At 57.6% G+C, this 13724-nt stretch carries 13 protein-coding genes; 2 read left to right on the top strand and 11 right to left on the bottom strand.

Going from position 1 to position 13724, the window contains the following annotated elements:
• The first annotated feature begins 140 nt into the window (after positions 1–140).
• Entirely contained in the window at positions 141–1541 is a 1401-nt protein-coding gene (cls, locus tag GA0061103_RS17780) for a cardiolipin synthase (protein WP_092713383.1), read from the top strand.
• A gap of 118 nt (positions 1542–1659) precedes the next feature.
• On the opposite strand, the gene GA0061103_RS17775 is transcribed toward cls, so the two are convergent.
• The 7 genes from GA0061103_RS17775 to GA0061103_RS17745 all read right to left on the bottom strand — a co-directional run bounded on the left by GA0061103_RS17775 (position 1660) and on the right by GA0061103_RS17745 (position 9127).
• Positions 1660–1866: a hypothetical protein gene (locus GA0061103_RS17775; protein WP_092713381.1), complete on the bottom strand. Its 207-nt coding sequence runs from the start codon at positions 1864–1866 to the stop codon at positions 1660–1662.
• A 445-nt stretch (positions 1867–2311) separates the two neighbouring features.
• Positions 2312–2878: a mechanosensitive ion channel family protein gene (locus tag GA0061103_RS17770; RefSeq protein ID WP_245304781.1), complete on the bottom strand. Its 567-nt coding sequence runs from the start codon at positions 2876–2878 to the stop codon at positions 2312–2314.
• Between the two features lie 62 nt (positions 2879–2940).
• Entirely contained in the window at positions 2941–4203 is a 1263-nt protein-coding gene (locus tag GA0061103_RS17765) for a molybdopterin molybdotransferase MoeA (RefSeq protein WP_141694440.1), read from the bottom strand.
• A gap of 54 nt (positions 4204–4257) precedes the next feature.
• Positions 4258–4383 (bottom strand): DUF2474 domain-containing protein, encoded by a 126-nt coding sequence (locus GA0061103_RS17760; protein WP_092713377.1) that lies wholly within the window; start codon positions 4381–4383, stop codon positions 4258–4260.
• A complete protein-coding gene (gene cydB / locus GA0061103_RS17755) occupies positions 4383–5390 on the bottom strand; it encodes a cytochrome d ubiquinol oxidase subunit II (protein WP_092713375.1) in 1008 nt (335 codons plus the stop codon). The genes GA0061103_RS17760 and cydB overlap by 1 nt, the downstream gene beginning before the upstream one ends.
• Before the next feature lie 2 nt (positions 5391–5392).
• Positions 5393–6805: a cytochrome ubiquinol oxidase subunit I gene (locus GA0061103_RS17750; protein ID WP_092713373.1), complete on the bottom strand. Its 1413-nt coding sequence runs from the start codon at positions 6803–6805 to the stop codon at positions 5393–5395.
• Positions 6806–6859: 54 nt separating this feature from the next.
• Positions 6860–9127, bottom strand: coding sequence for an FdhF/YdeP family oxidoreductase (locus tag GA0061103_RS17745; protein WP_092713371.1), 2268 nt, complete (start codon positions 9125–9127; stop codon positions 6860–6862).
• Between the two features lie 274 nt (positions 9128–9401).
• On the opposite strand from GA0061103_RS17745, the gene GA0061103_RS17740 reads away from it, so the two are divergent.
• Positions 9402–10328: a bestrophin family protein gene (locus GA0061103_RS17740; protein ID WP_092713369.1), complete on the top strand. Its 927-nt coding sequence runs from the start codon at positions 9402–9404 to the stop codon at positions 10326–10328.
• Between the two features lie 189 nt (positions 10329–10517).
• Here GA0061103_RS17740 and GA0061103_RS17735 read toward each other — a convergent pair whose 3' ends face one another.
• From GA0061103_RS17735 to GA0061103_RS17720, 4 genes are all read right to left on the bottom strand, one after another.
• Positions 10518–11342, bottom strand: coding sequence for a family 1 encapsulin nanocompartment shell protein (locus GA0061103_RS17735; RefSeq protein ID WP_092713367.1), 825 nt, complete (start codon positions 11340–11342; stop codon positions 10518–10520).
• A gap of 1 nt (position 11343) precedes the next feature.
• Positions 11344–12414: a Dyp-type peroxidase gene (locus GA0061103_RS17730; RefSeq protein ID WP_092713365.1), complete on the bottom strand. Its 1071-nt coding sequence runs from the start codon at positions 12412–12414 to the stop codon at positions 11344–11346.
• 236 nt (positions 12415–12650) lie between these two features.
• Complete coding sequence (locus GA0061103_RS17725) at positions 12651–13175, bottom strand: hypothetical protein (RefSeq protein ID WP_092713363.1); 525 nt, start codon at positions 13173–13175, stop codon at positions 12651–12653.
• Positions 13176–13413: 238 nt separating this feature from the next.
• Positions 13414–13656 carry a DUF2171 domain-containing protein gene (locus GA0061103_RS17720; protein WP_092714344.1) on the bottom strand — a complete coding sequence of 81 codons (243 nt, stop codon included), beginning with the start codon at positions 13654–13656 and terminating at the stop codon, positions 13414–13416.
• Between the last annotated feature and the right edge of the window lie 68 nt (positions 13657–13724).

Raw genomic sequence — 13724 nt, 5'->3', positions numbered from 1 at the left:
AAATGTCCGATTGAAACGACGCTCAACCTCGACGAATTATTTGATTTTACTAGCTATTTATGCAGAAATTCGATCGTGGAACGTCTGCTTCCACGCTGGGCCGCTGGCTCGGCATATAACGCCGTATCAACGGGGCGCATATGAAGCTGAGTTACGAGTTACTGCTCTTGAGTGCCGAATGGGTAGTGCGTCTGGGTGCGCTTGTCGTCATCCCGCAACGCCGCTCTCCCTCGTCTGCCCGAGCATGGCTACTACTGATTTTCTTTCTGCCTATCCCCGGACTTATTCTGTTCCTCGCTATCGGCAACGATCGCTTTCCAGGATGGCGGAAGGCCCGGTTTCAATCTCTCCAACCATTCTTTGACGCAACGGTCGATACCGTGCGACCTTTCCAGGCATTTCTGGAGGCGAAGCAGCCGGTCGCCGAACTTGCAACCGCTCTCGGCCGGTTTCCCGCGGTGGACGGAAACAGGGTTGAACTGATCGACGATTACGATGCGGTGATAGACAAGCTTGTGGAGGATATCGATGCCTCGACGTCTTCCGTTCACTTGCTGGTCTATATATTTGCAGACGATACCGTCGGCCAGCGAATTGCAGATGCGCTCGGACGTGCGAAAGTCCGCGGTGTCGAGGTCAGGGTCATGTTCGATCCGGTCGGATCGCATCGATGGCGGCTCGGCACATTGCGTATGCTTCATGCCCAGGGAGTGCAGGTTCGCGAAGCCCTTCCGTTGCGCTTCATCAAGTTTCGCTCTCGAGGCGACATGCGCAATCACCGCAAGCTTTTCGTCATCGATGGCAAGATCGGATACGCCGGCTCGCAGAACCTGGTCGCAAAAGACTTTCGCAAGGGGATCACGAACCATGAACTGGTCGTCCGGTCGCAAGGGCCGGTCGTGGCGGCCATGGACGCTGTCGTAAGAGGCGATTGGAGTATGGAGACGGGAGTGTTGCCCGTGAAAAGCCAAGCTCGCCCTCAACAGGCCGGGTCAGCTCGGGCTCAGCTCCTGCCAAGCGGAGAGGATTATCGGCTGGAGGGATTTGAATCCTTGCTGGTTTGGCAGATCCATCAGGCGCGGGAGCGCGTCGTCCTCGTGACGCCATACTTCATTCCTGATGAAGATATTCTCGGAGCGCTACGAACGGCCGTCGTTCGCGGTGTAACCGTCGATATCATCCTGTCGAAAGTGGTCGACCAGCGGCTCGTCAGACTATCCCAGAGCTCCTATTACGAGGATCTGCTTGTCGCCGGCATCAAAATCCACCTCTATCGTGATTATCTATTGCATGCGAAGAATGTCAGCATCGACGGTACACTCGCCATCGTGGGATCGAGCAATGTCGATCTGCGTTCTTTTCAGTTGAACGAGGAAGTCAGCCTGCTCCTTTACGACGCGGATTCCATTGAACGTGTCGATGCCATCCAGCAAGGTTATATGCAAAAGTCAGACGTTCTGGATCTGGCGACCTGGAAAACACGGTCGCCGTTTCGCAAGATTGGCGAAAACGCAGCGCGAATGGTCAACTCGCTGTTTTGATGACATCGCCGATCTTCGCCGCTGGCTTCACGCTTGTCGATCGGCATTGCCTGGATCGTCGCAGGCGGCGAAGGTTATCTCGTGGCGTATCGGATTTGGATCAGGGTCGATATCTCTATCAGTCCTGATCGCGGCTTTCGGCAATAACCTTGTCGATCAGACCTTCATTGCGTCGGATGAACTCATCACGCGATAGCCTGGAGGTACGCCACGCGGCCTGGAGACCGGAATCTCTGTCAAGCCATTGATCGCGCGTTTGATGATCGATCTTATGACGCCGGGCGTCCTGCGATCCATGCGATGCTCTGTCGTGATCCTTGGACATTGTATCATCCTTTCTGTGCCGAATTTAGTTTCATCCCGAGCAGACGATCATGGGGATCGGGAGACGGGCGGGCTCCCGCGACGGAAGTATCATTGCGACCGCTGCGCATCGACGATGCCGAACGGAAAGCAAGGGCCGATGCCGCGCGCTGTCATCTCGTTGGATGCGTCGATCAACATCAATCCCGGTTGGCTTCCCAAGGGGCGAAAGCTCTGCAACATTCCATAAGCAAATGGCGTGCCATTATGTTAATTGTTATAAATCAATATCTTATGATGTACATAATATCTGCGAAGGACAATTTATCGAAACCGGCACGGCCAAAATGTCCTGGGCACAAGAACCCAGGCGGTCGTCATCTTCGGACACGACCTTCCTTCCTGGAAAAGCATGGCTGCGCGTAAAGCCGAACCTCATCGCCGGCTTCGTTTCCGTTTTCGCATGCTCAAGTTTTCGGGGAGCTCTCCGAAGAAGCTTGCGACAACTTGATCATCGTTTGTTGCGCCATGGTCGAATTGGCGATGATGATCTGCCGCTGATCGTCGGTTCGAAGAATCGTATAGCCGAGCGAGATATCCTCCACCTCGCCCACTTCGAGGCCCGTCGGAGCCTTTATTTGCAGACGATCGCCGCGCCGGAACGGCTTGTAAAGAACAAGGCTGATCCCGGAAACAAGATTTCCCAAGGTAGCCTGTGCAGCAAAGCCGACGATCACCGACGCCAAACTTACACCGGCCAGCAAGGCGGTGCCGAGCTTGTTCAAGGCAGGGATCACATGGGCGTAAGATGTTGCCAGCAATACCCAGATCAGCAGGACCGCAAGATGGCTCAAGAACGAGAGGGTGATCTCATCGACGCGGGCAGTCTGATCATGACGCAGCACAGCCTGGAGGACTTTTCGCACAAGCCAGGACAGGATCAGGCCCTGAGCGATGAAGAACGCAGCCAGCAAGAGAGCGCCCGAAATTCGATCCGGACTTAAGAATTGCATCATCGACGAAGCACGTTCCATTGTTGAACCATTCGGTATCAAAACGATCAGGAAATCACATAGGCTCGATTTCGATCGCCACACTAACTGCGTCTGAAAAAGTCCACATCAATCCGAACACCCGGCTCCATTGTCGAGAGCTCGCTTGGTAATCGGGCAATGCCTTCAGCCATTGCAATCGCCGAAAGGCTTGCGGATGAGCCTTGTCCCAAGAACACAATAAGCGGAAGGCCATTCGGATTGTGGCCCACGGTGCGAAACGGCACGAATTCAGTTCGATCTGCCCTCTTGGGATACGTGGAGGCAGAGATCGCGGGAAACCATTTTGTACCGAATTCGCTCTTGGCCGCCATTTTGCGCAAGGCAGGGAGAACGATGTATCGCAGGCAGACCAGTGCCGCATTCGGGTTCCCAGGCAGGCCGGCAAAAAGGCTGATCCCGATGCGACCGATCTTCAGCGGTTTGCCGGGCCGCATCGCGACCTTCACGACATCCAGCGAGCCGCCGCTTTCAATCACCGCGGCTGCGACATGATCCTCGTCACCCGCGGAGACGCCTCCAGTGGTGATCGTCACGTCATAGTTCCGCGCAGCCTTTTGAATGATCTCCGTTATCAGTTGTCGATTGTCTCGGACAATGCCCAGCTCTTCCACCTCGATCCAAGCATGTTCCCGCAACATTGCGCTGACAAGAATCCCGTTCGAATTATAGATCTGGCCGGCCCCTAGCGGCTCGCCAGCAGACCTTAGCTCGGATCCCGTGCATAGGACCGCCACCCGAATTCTTCGAAACACCTCGACACTCGCAACGCCGGCTCCGGCAAGAAGCGGCAGGCGTTCCGGTGTCAACACGTCACCGATTTCGAGCAAAGCCTGTCCCTCCTGAACGTCCTCCCCTGCCCTTTTGACATTCTGCCCGGGTCGAGGCCGCTCGAAGATGGTCACCGTATCGCCCTTGCGCTCACACCGCTCTTGCATGATGACCGTGTCGAAGCCTGATGGAAGGGCTGCTCCGGTGAGGATGCGAATGGCCCGGCAGGTGCCTGGTTCTGGTCGGACAATTGTTCCTGCGGCCGCTATGCCGATAATCGGCACTGTCCATGGACCGGTACCGATCAGTTCGCCGGCATTGATCGCATAACCATCCATGGCGGAATTGTCGAACGGCGGCACGGCGGTTTCAGCTACGGGCACCCGCGCCAGTATTCGACCCATTGCGGCCAAGAGCTCGAGGCGTTCCGATTTCATCACTGGCAGGACGAGAGCACTTGCCCTGGCGGCGGCCATGTCGGGGCTGATCGGCATGCCGCTGCCGCCGGCAGAGCAATTTCGTAAATAGGTCTTCAAATCGTCATCCACACGCAAACACTTTCGCAAGAGTCCGGCTGACTACCGCACAGGTTAGCTATCAATTTTCAGGATGAGCCGAAGCAGGAACGCAACGACGGCCAGAGACATCACGCTGGCAGCCCAGATTGCGATCATCCACCCCAGACGCTTCCAGATCGAGGAGGTTTCAGCCTGCATCAGTGATACCCATGCACGCCCGCCTTACCGCGGAAAACCCAATAGGCCCACGCTGTGTAGATCAGGATTATCGGGATGATAATCATCGCCCCGACCAGCATGAACCATTGGCTCTGTGGCGGCGCGGCAGCATCCCATATCGTTACTGATCGCGGCACGATATAGGGATAGATACTGATACCGAGCCCGGCAAACCCCAGCAGGAATATTGCCAGCGCCATGACGAACGGCACCCGTTCCATGCCGCGCCTAAGGCTCCAGAAAAACAGGGCGGCGGAGATCATGACGAGAAGCGGAACCTGTGCCGTCAGCAGCACGCCCGGCATTGCGAACCAGCGGCGCCAATAGTCGTAGGTGAGAAAGGGAGTGGCAATGCTCACCGCCGCAAGAGAAACAAGCGTTGCGATACCGAGCCAGAAGGCCAATTTGCGGGCATTGGCCAGGCTGGTGCTTTCCGTCTTCCAGACCAGCCATGAAGCCCCGAGCAACGCATATCCGATCACCAGCGCGACACCGGTGAGGAGACTGAAGGGGCTCAACCAGTCGAGCCACCCGCCGGCATAGGCCTGATTGTCGACATGGACCCCCTGCAGGATCGCGCCCAGCATGATGCCCTGCGAGAATGCAGCCACCAGGGACCCAAGCGAAAAGGCAGCATCCCAGAATGCCCTGTGCCGGGGATGGCGCCAACGAAACTCGAAGGCCACACCTCGGAACACCAATCCCAGCAGCATAGCGATGACAAGCGGATAGGTGGCGGGCAGAATGATCGCATAGGCGAGCGGGAAGGCCGCAAAGAGTGCACCGCCCCCAAGGACAAGCCATGTTTCGTTGCCGTCCCAGACGGGCGCGATCGAGTTCATCGCCTGATCGCGCTCATCGCCCACGGCAAAAGTCGGGAACAATATGCCGATCCCAAGGTCGAAACCATCCATGACGACGTAGGCAAATACCGCAAAGCCGATGATCATGGCCCAGACTATGGTGAGATCCAGATATTCGGTCATGATCAATCCTCCAAAGGCAGCGCGGCGCCGAGACTTGGGGCGGGCGTGATACCGGCAGCACGCTGTGGGACCTGGGGCGGCTCGCTTTCATGCGGTTCCGGCGGCTTGGACATCAGCCGCAGCAGATAGAAAATGCCCGAGCCGAAGGCAAAAAAGTAAACGATCACAAACGCCAGAAGCGAGACTGCGACGGCGGGAGCGGCAAGCGGCGAATGGGATTCCGCCGTCCGCAATAGTCCGTAGACCGTGAAGGGCTGGCGGCCGACTTCGGTCGTGACCCATCCCGCGATCACGGCGACAAATCCCGCAGGTCCCATGCACACGGCGGCGCGATGCAACCACGCCCACTCATAAAGCTTTCGTCTGTGGCGGGCGAGAAGGCTCCACAGGCCGATGCCAAGCATCGCAAATCCGAGCGCCACCATGATGCGGAACGACCAGAAGATGATCGGCGCCGGCGGCCACCGATCACGGGGAAAGTCGTTCAGTCCTTGCATCGGCGCGAACGGATCATGCTTGAGGATCAACGACCCGAGATGCGGTATGGCAATCTCATAGCGGACCCGCGCTTCTTCATTGCTCGGCAGACCGAAGAGGATCAGCGGCGCTCCTTCAGCATGTGCTTCATAGTGACCTTCCATTGCGAGGATCTTGGCCGGCTGATGTTCCAGCGTGTTGAGACCATGTGCGTCGCCGGCGAAAATCTGGATCGGCGTGACGATCGCCGCCATCCACATCGCCATCGAGAACATCTTCCGAGCCCCGCGATTGGAATGGTCTCTGAGCAGATGCCATGCTCCGACACCACCAACGACAAACGCCGTCGTCAGGTAGGCCGCGAGGACCGTATGCACCAGACGATAAGGGAAACTCGGGTTGAATATGATCGGCAGCCATGATCCCCCCGGCACGAACTGTCCGCTCGCATTGATCTCAAAGCCGGCCGGCGTGTGCATCCAACTGTTGACCGAGAGGATCCATGTTGCCGAAATGAGCGTGCCGAGAGCCACCATGCAAGTGGCAAAGAAGTGCAAGCCTTTGCCAACCTTGTTTATTCCAAAGAGCATCACTCCCAAAAATCCGGCTTCGAGGAAGAATGCCGTGAGCACTTCGTAGGCCATCAGCGGACCGATGATAGGCCCCGCCTTTTGAGAGAATACGGACCAGTTCGTGCCGAACTGATAGGACATGACCACGCCGGAGACGACGCCCATGCCGAAAACGACCGCGAAGATTTTCAGCCAGTAGCGATAGAGATTGGCGTAGACGCCGTCCCCCGTTCGCAGCCAGAGCGCTTCGAGCACCATGAGGAAACTGGCGAGCCCGATCGAAAAGGCCGGAAACATGAAATGGAACGAGACAGTGAATGCGAACTGGGCTCTCGCTAGGATGACCGGGTCTAGGTTCTCAAGCAACGTCCGTCTCCCTCACTAAAGATCGAGTTGAAAGTGACCGCTCCTGGTGTTTTTCTATGCCGCTAGTACCCTGACGGGGATGGACTTCGCCGCCGGAGTGCCGCTGATCTTGTCGTAATATTCGAGCGGCAGAAGCGGATTGAGTTCAGGGTAGTAACCGGCGACCGAACCGCGCGGCATCGGGTAATCCAGTACGGTGAGGCCATCGACCCGGCGCTGAACCCCGTCGTCGGTAATCGTCTCCAGGGAGATGCGTGCGCCCGCTTCGAGATTGCGTTGCTTTCGATCGTCCTCGTTCATGAACAGGACCATGCGGTCGTTGTAGACGCCGCGATAGCGATCGTTGTAGCTGTAGATGGTCGTGTTGAACTGGTCGTGCGAGCGCACGGTCGCAAGCCGCAGCATGGCAGGGTCCGCGACCGGTGCGTTCACTTCCAAGCCAGGCAATAGAAGAAAATTTGCCTTGCCATTCGATGTGGGCCAGACAAGCCGACGCGGCGGAACGTCCAGGTGGAAGCCCTTGGGATTTTTGATCTTTTCGTTGAAGTCCGTGTAGATTTCCGGATAGACGGCCGCGATCTTGTCACGGATCAGGTTGTAGTCGTGGATATAGGTCTCCCACGGAACCTTACAATCGGGAAGCGTCGCCATTGCCATGCGGCATACGATCTCCACCTCCGGCTTCAGATGCTCGCTGGCCGGCGTCAGCACGCCACGCGAAGCCGTGACGTTCGACATGGAATCTTCGATCGTTACGAACTGTTCGCCGGCCGACGTAGATATCCATTCCGACCTGGCAATCACCGGAAGAATCAGCGCCTCCTTGCCGTGAACGAGGTGGCCGCGATTGAGCTTGGTGGTAATCCCGACGGTGAGCGCAAGCTTGCTCATGGCCGCATAGGATCGCTCGGTATCGGGGATCGCGCGAACGAAGTTTCCACCCATGCCGATGAAGACTTTGGCGGTCCCGTTCTCCATCGCCTCCACGGATTCAACCGTATGATGGCCGTGGTCGCGAGGCGGTTCGAAACCGAAAACGTCCCGAACGCGGTCGAGATAATCCTGCGTCGGCTTCTCATCGATCCCAACCGTGCGATCGCCCTGAACGTTCGAATGTCCGCGGATAGGCGAAATACCGGCTCCCGGCTTTCCGAAATTGCCCTTCAGCAACAGCAGATTTGCAACCTGTTGCAACAGGCGCGACCCATCCTGATGCTGGGTCAGGCCCATGCCGTAACAAATCATCGTTGCTCGCGAACGAATATAGATTTCGGCGCAGCGGCGGATCTGGTCTTCATCCAGCCCAGACGCCTCGACAAGCTCGGGCCAATCATGGGTCATAACCTCGTCGCGAATGGCATCGAGACCAACGGTGTGCTTCGCGATGAAGTCATGGTCGAGGATCGTTTCGCCCTTGGCTTCGCGCTCGAACATCACCCGCATGATGCCTTTCAGAAAAGCGAGGTCGCCGCCGATCTTCATATGGACGAATTCGCTGGCGATCGGCGTGGAGCCGAATGTCGCCATCTGGATCATATCCTGCGGTTCGGTGAAGCGTATCAGCGCACGTTCCGGCATGGGATTGACGGCGACGATCGGAACGCCGCGCTTTCGCGCCTCAACCAGATTCGTCATCATGCGCGGCGAGTTCGTGCCGGTGTTCTGCCCGATGACGAAGATCGCCTCGGCATGTTCGAAATCCTCGAGGATCACCGTGCCTTTGCCGACGCCGATCGATGGTGGCAGACCGCGGCTGGTGGGCTCGTGACACATGTTGGAACAGTCGGGAAAATTGTTGGTGCCGAACGCCCGGATGAAGATGGCGTAGAGAAAAGCGGCTTCGTTCGGTGTACGCCCAGAGGTATAAAATTCGGCCTGATGCGGGCTCTCAAGCGATCTCAGATGCTTGCCAATCGTTGCGAAGGCGGTATCCCAGTCGCAGGGCACATATTTGTCTGTCGCGGCGTCGTAGCGCATCGGCTCCGTCAAACGGCCTTGCATCTCCAGCCAGTAGTCCGACTGCTCCATGAGCTCGGAGACCGTGTGCGCGGCAAAGAAGTCTCGCGTGACCCGAAATTTGGTCGCCTCATGCGCCAGCGCCTTTGCGCCGTTTTCACAGAATTCGAGCGTCTTCTTGCAGTCGGCATCCGGGAAGGCGCAGCTTGGACATTTGAAACCACCGGGCTGGTTCATGGCAAGAAGCGCGCGCGACCCCTTGGTCACGACACTTTGCTCCAGCAGCACCTTCGCTGTCGCGGCCGCGGCACCCCATCCGCCGGCCGGATGGTGATAGCTCTTATACTGCGCTTTCTTGTCACTCATGACCCGCACTCCGCAAGTGTATCAGTGCGATCAGTAAAACACGTTATCCCATTGTTTTCCATGGACATTTTGTCCTAATCCGCCGGACAATTTGTCCGTTTTGCGGCGAGTTCTCTTGCTAAGTCTTTGACAATGCTATCCGCAAGAAATGGTACGGTTCTTGCTGGGCGAACCTGGAGTGAGAGGCCAGATGAAGCAGTCTCGTTCGCCCTTGCTGCAGTGAGGTCATTCCTCTTCGCAGCAACACGCAATTCCACTGCAATCAGGTTAAGACATGATCGTCCGAGAAACTCCGAACCTGCTCCGTCTCTTCCTTGAGATTCGAGGATCGGTGATCAGACGCATCTATCCCCGCGTCCTGATCGTCATGTTCATGTCGGCTATTGTCGTATGGGCACACACGCGACACCCCACGCTCGTTCCGCTGGTCGACGGGGCGCCGTTTTACCTGATCGGCCTGACGCTTTCCATTTTTCTCGGGTTTCGCAACAATGCCTGCTACGATCGCTGGTGGGAGGGGCGAAGGCTCTGGGGCCATCTTCTTGCGCATAGCCGCGACCTTGCCCGCCAGACAGTCATTTTGCTGCAGAGCGGCGATCAGGCGATCAGAGAGCGCGAAAGGCTGATCCGGCTGAACATCGTCCTTGTCGAGGATCTCGTGCGCCACCTGCGTTACGGAGATCGGTTAGGCGACAATGTCGAAACCCTGCTCTCGAATGAAGAAAGAGCCAGGCTTCTCAAGGCATCCAATTCGCCCAACTATATCCTGCAATTGATGGGCGGATGTCTCGCCGGCCTTTCTGCCAAAGGCTATGTCACCGACATTGAGTTCAGCATCCTCGACCGCACCATCTCGGGCATGAATGAAGTCATCGCTGGCTGCGAGCGTCTTCGCAACACGCCCGTTCCGTTCGGTTACACGCTCCTGCTTCACAGAACCGCCTACCTCTTCTGCTTTCTCTTGCCGTTCGGTCTCGCCAATATGCTCGGGCCGATTACACCGCTGGCCGCAGGCATCATTGCCTATACGTTTTTCGGGCTGGATGCGCTTGGCGACGAGCTGGAGATGCCATTCGGAACCATGCCCAATGACCTGCCGATTGCTGCGATCGCCAAGTCGATCGAGATTACCTTGAGAGAGGCCTTAGGGGAGGACGATCTCCCGGAAATGCCTAAGCCGGTGGAATCGATCCTTCTCTGATCCCTCGAAGACTGCGGCTGCACACCACCTCGCATGGCTTGGAGTAGCCATGCTGACCGGCGTATCCGGCTTGCGCGTCGGCATCGTTTTCTGTCTCGCGAAAATCCATTGAGCACGGATAGCTTACCCCGCAAAACCCGAGACGAGGCAAGCCGCTGTCCATGATCGCATCCGCCCTTAAACAGTCGTCTACGCGCTCTTGTCAGCCGCAGCCTGCGCAGGCAGCAAGGCGATCGCCGCTTCGGCGGTCAGCATCCGGAAGGTAAAGCTCTCCTGGAAGTAGAGTTCGACCGTTGTTGCCGAATGGCTGAGGTAGCCGATGGAAATGTCCTGACCAAGGTCGAGCGAGAAGTCCCCACCTCTGGTCGTCAGAACGAAGCCGCCCTTGATCGCGGGCGCCCAGATGATCCTGCCATCGACGACCTTTTCGATATGATGGAACACCGGATAGCCTTCGTCGCTGCCGCCGCTTGCGGCGGTATATTCTTCTTCACCGAGAACCAGGGCATAGGGGCCTTGGACGCCGGCGAGACGCAACTGGCTGACAGCCTTCGCAACAACGTCGGGATAGTTCTTGAGGCTTGAGGGAAGGTTCAACGCGGGATTGCTGCTGGCCTCACGAATTCCCTGGATCCCGGCTGCAGCAAAGCCGTCGAAGACGGCACGGTCTTCGCTGAAGGCTAGCTTGCGGGCGGCTTCCTTGACCGGCGACCAATCGGAATCCTCCGATCCGCGCTCGACATCGTCAATCGCAGATCGCGAAAGTTCGAAGGGAACACGAAGCTCGACAACCGCTTTGACATCGCGCAGGGAAGCCTGTACGCCGTCGCCCAGGCCCGCAACCTGTTTAAGGTGCCCGGTGCCGGCGGCTGAAAACTCGGCGCCCTTCGGACCGTCGACATCCACCACACGCCGTGCGGCCAGGTGACGCTTGAGCGTCCTTCTCGCCTCTTCCTCGACCTGCTCCCAGGCCTTGTTCGAGATCGGAGCGAGTTTCCTGTGAAGATTGTCCATATCAAACCTCTTTCTTTAAGGAACCGATCCCGAGGGAGCCGTCCGTGTTTTCATTCTGGGGAGCGGAGTTCGTATTATCCGATTGATCCGTGGAGACGGATTCAGCCTCGGCGACCGGTGAAGAGGCCGCATCGGGTTCGACACCATCAAGAAAGGTCGCCGATGGAACGAAGAAAAGGCTGCCAGTAATCGCCTGGCTGACGTCAAGCAGGCGATCGTAGTTCCCCGGCGGCCGGCCGACGAACATATTGACGAGCATCTGTTCCATACGCGCCGGAGATCGGGCGTAGCCGATGAAATAGGTTCCGAATTCGCCCTTCCCGACATCGCCGAACGGCATATTGTCTCTGACGATATCGAGCTCCTCGCCGTTCTCGACGATCGTCGTCAGCGCATTATGCGCAAAGCTCGGCTTGACGCTGTCATCGAGTTCGACGTTGGAGAATTTCTTGCGCCCAACGATACCCTCCTGCACCTCGACGGGTATCGCGTTCCATTTGTTCAGGTCGTGCAGGTATTTCTGGACGATCACATAGCTGCCGCCGGCAAAGGCTGGATCTTCGTCGTCGATGATCGCCGCGTCGACGGCTGCCTGATCGACCGGATTTTCCGTCCCGTCGACGAAACCGATCAGATCGCGGTCGTCGAAATAGTTGAACCCCTGGACCTGATCTGCGGTCGCCACCGCATCTCCAAGCCGCGACATGATCTCCATCGCGAGCTCGAAACAGAGATCCATGCGGGCCGCGCGAATGTGAAAGAGCACGTCGCCCGGTGTGGAAACCGCATGATGCACACCGTGGATTTCCTTGAAAGGGTGCAAGTCTTTCGGCCTCGGCCCATCAAACAGGCGGTCCCACATATCAGATCCGAAGGCCATGACACAGGAAAGACGACCCTCAAGATCGCGGAATCCGACCGCCCGAAGCAGCCCGCCAAGATCGGCGCACATCGACCGGACGGCCGTCTCGCTCTCGCGGCCGGGTTTGATAGTCAGAACAAGAAAAATCGCCGCGCGCGTGAGGCGCGCGACGACAGGCTGCGGGGTTGGTTTTGTTTCGTCTGCTGCCATAATCTATCCGTTGACTTCTTTCGGGATCGCACCGGAGGGCGATCGAGGAATGCTGATCGACGCAGTCACTTCAAGACCGCCCTGCGCGACAGCCCGAGAGGATTAGCAGACCTGCTCGGGCCACGGTCAGGCGGATCTTCTCTCACTGGGTGAGACGGAGTGCGCAGGGCATTGTTGCCATCACATGACTTCCGACGGATGACATTTGCTACGAGGCCTGCTTCCGCCCTACCCATTCAATCGCTGGCGTCCCGTCTGGCCTGGGCCACGGCTGCCGCCTTTCTCAACCGGCCACGCTCCGCCGGTCTGACGAGCGAAATGACTTTTTTGTCGGGTATGTCGCGCATCCCCTGATTTGCGTGTCGGGTATTGTAGGGGATGTTATTTTTCTGAGCCTGCAATTTGAGCTCAAGAGCATGCCGCGCATTTTCGACCAGGGAATGGTTCTTCGACATCGAAGCACGCCGCTGGATCTCGGCATTCAGCCGCTTCAGGCTAAGGGCCAGAACGGAAGCCTTGAGCCTGGACCCTGCGTCGGAGCTCTTCGGTGCTGCACCCTTTGGATCCGATTTTCCACGCATTTCCCGTCGCTGCTGGTTCGCCTGCGATTTGGCGCGGTCACGCATGTCGCGAAGCCGGCGCAGCAACTTGTTCAATGCGTCGTCGGGTAATGCCTGCACTTCTGGATGGCGGGTCTGCGTGACGACTTCGCGCTCCTCGGCGCTGAGTGCCCGCTCCTCCTCCTTACGGGTGATGGCCATTTCCTGTCTCCTCTTTCCAAACGACCTAAAGCCGTCGAGCGATTCTCAGCCGTGCTCGACCTTGCCGATGGCGATCTCCCCTGAATTTCGAGCGGCTCGGGTATCATCATTTCCCGCTCCGCTCGATAACAGGAGCATCTATCGAACACCCCTCCCCGATCGATTGCAACGACTTTGCTGAAGGCGCCGGGTAGCGAGCGCTTCACACAAGGTCAAATCTGCCGGGCCTAAGCTTGGATCACTCATTCTCCGGCACAGGGCGGCCGGACCGCTCTTCCTCGAGCGTCACCGCAATATCGGCATTGGCGGAAAGGCGAACCTTGTCGCCTTCGACGCCCGCAACAAAACCGAGCTCAATGTAATGGTGATGCCGACCCTTGTGAAACGCGTCGCCACTATCGCTTTTGATGAGCTTGATACGATCGCCTTCCAGTTCATCAACTGTCCCGACATGGACGCCATCGGCACCGATCACTTCCATTCCCTTTTTGATCTTATGATCCGTCACTTTTCTTCTCCTTTGCTGGCAGATTGAAATTCTGAGGTCGA

The organism is Martinezella multihospitum, assembly GCF_900094585.1.
GTDB lineage: Bacteria > Pseudomonadota > Alphaproteobacteria > Rhizobiales > Rhizobiaceae > Rhizobium > Rhizobium multihospitium.
This window is presented reverse-complemented; position numbering and strand designations above follow the sequence as displayed.

What these genes read in the sequence shown, in the direction of transcription:
- cls (WP_092713383.1), top strand. Translation starts at nt 141, where the DNA reads ATGAAGCTGAGTTACGAGTTACTGCTCTTGAGTGCCGAATGGGTAGTG.
- GA0061103_RS17775 (WP_092713381.1), bottom strand. Translation starts at nt 1,866, where the DNA reads ATGTCCAAGGATCACGACAGAGCATCGCATGGATCGCAGGACGCCCGG.
- GA0061103_RS17770 (WP_245304781.1), bottom strand. Translation starts at nt 2,878, where the DNA reads ATGGAACGTGCTTCGTCGATGATGCAATTCTTAAGTCCGGATCGAATT.
- GA0061103_RS17760 (WP_092713377.1), bottom strand. Translation starts at nt 4,383, where the DNA reads ATGCAGGCTGAAACCTCCTCGATCTGGAAGCGTCTGGGGTGGATGATC.
- cydB (WP_092713375.1), bottom strand. Translation starts at nt 5,390, where the DNA reads ATGACCGAATATCTGGATCTCACCATAGTCTGGGCCATGATCATCGGC.
- GA0061103_RS17745 (WP_092713371.1), bottom strand. Translation starts at nt 9,127, where the DNA reads ATGAGTGACAAGAAAGCGCAGTATAAGAGCTATCACCATCCGGCCGGC.
- GA0061103_RS17740 (WP_092713369.1), top strand. Translation starts at nt 9,402, where the DNA reads ATGATCGTCCGAGAAACTCCGAACCTGCTCCGTCTCTTCCTTGAGATT.
- GA0061103_RS17735 (WP_092713367.1), bottom strand. Translation starts at nt 11,342, where the DNA reads ATGGACAATCTTCACAGGAAACTCGCTCCGATCTCGAACAAGGCCTGG.
- GA0061103_RS17730 (WP_092713365.1), bottom strand. Translation starts at nt 12,414, where the DNA reads ATGGCAGCAGACGAAACAAAACCAACCCCGCAGCCTGTCGTCGCGCGC.
- GA0061103_RS17725 (WP_092713363.1), bottom strand. Translation starts at nt 13,175, where the DNA reads ATGGCCATCACCCGTAAGGAGGAGGAGCGGGCACTCAGCGCCGAGGAG.
- GA0061103_RS17720 (WP_092714344.1), bottom strand. Translation starts at nt 13,656, where the DNA reads ATGGAAGTGATCGGTGCCGATGGCGTCCATGTCGGGACAGTTGATGAA.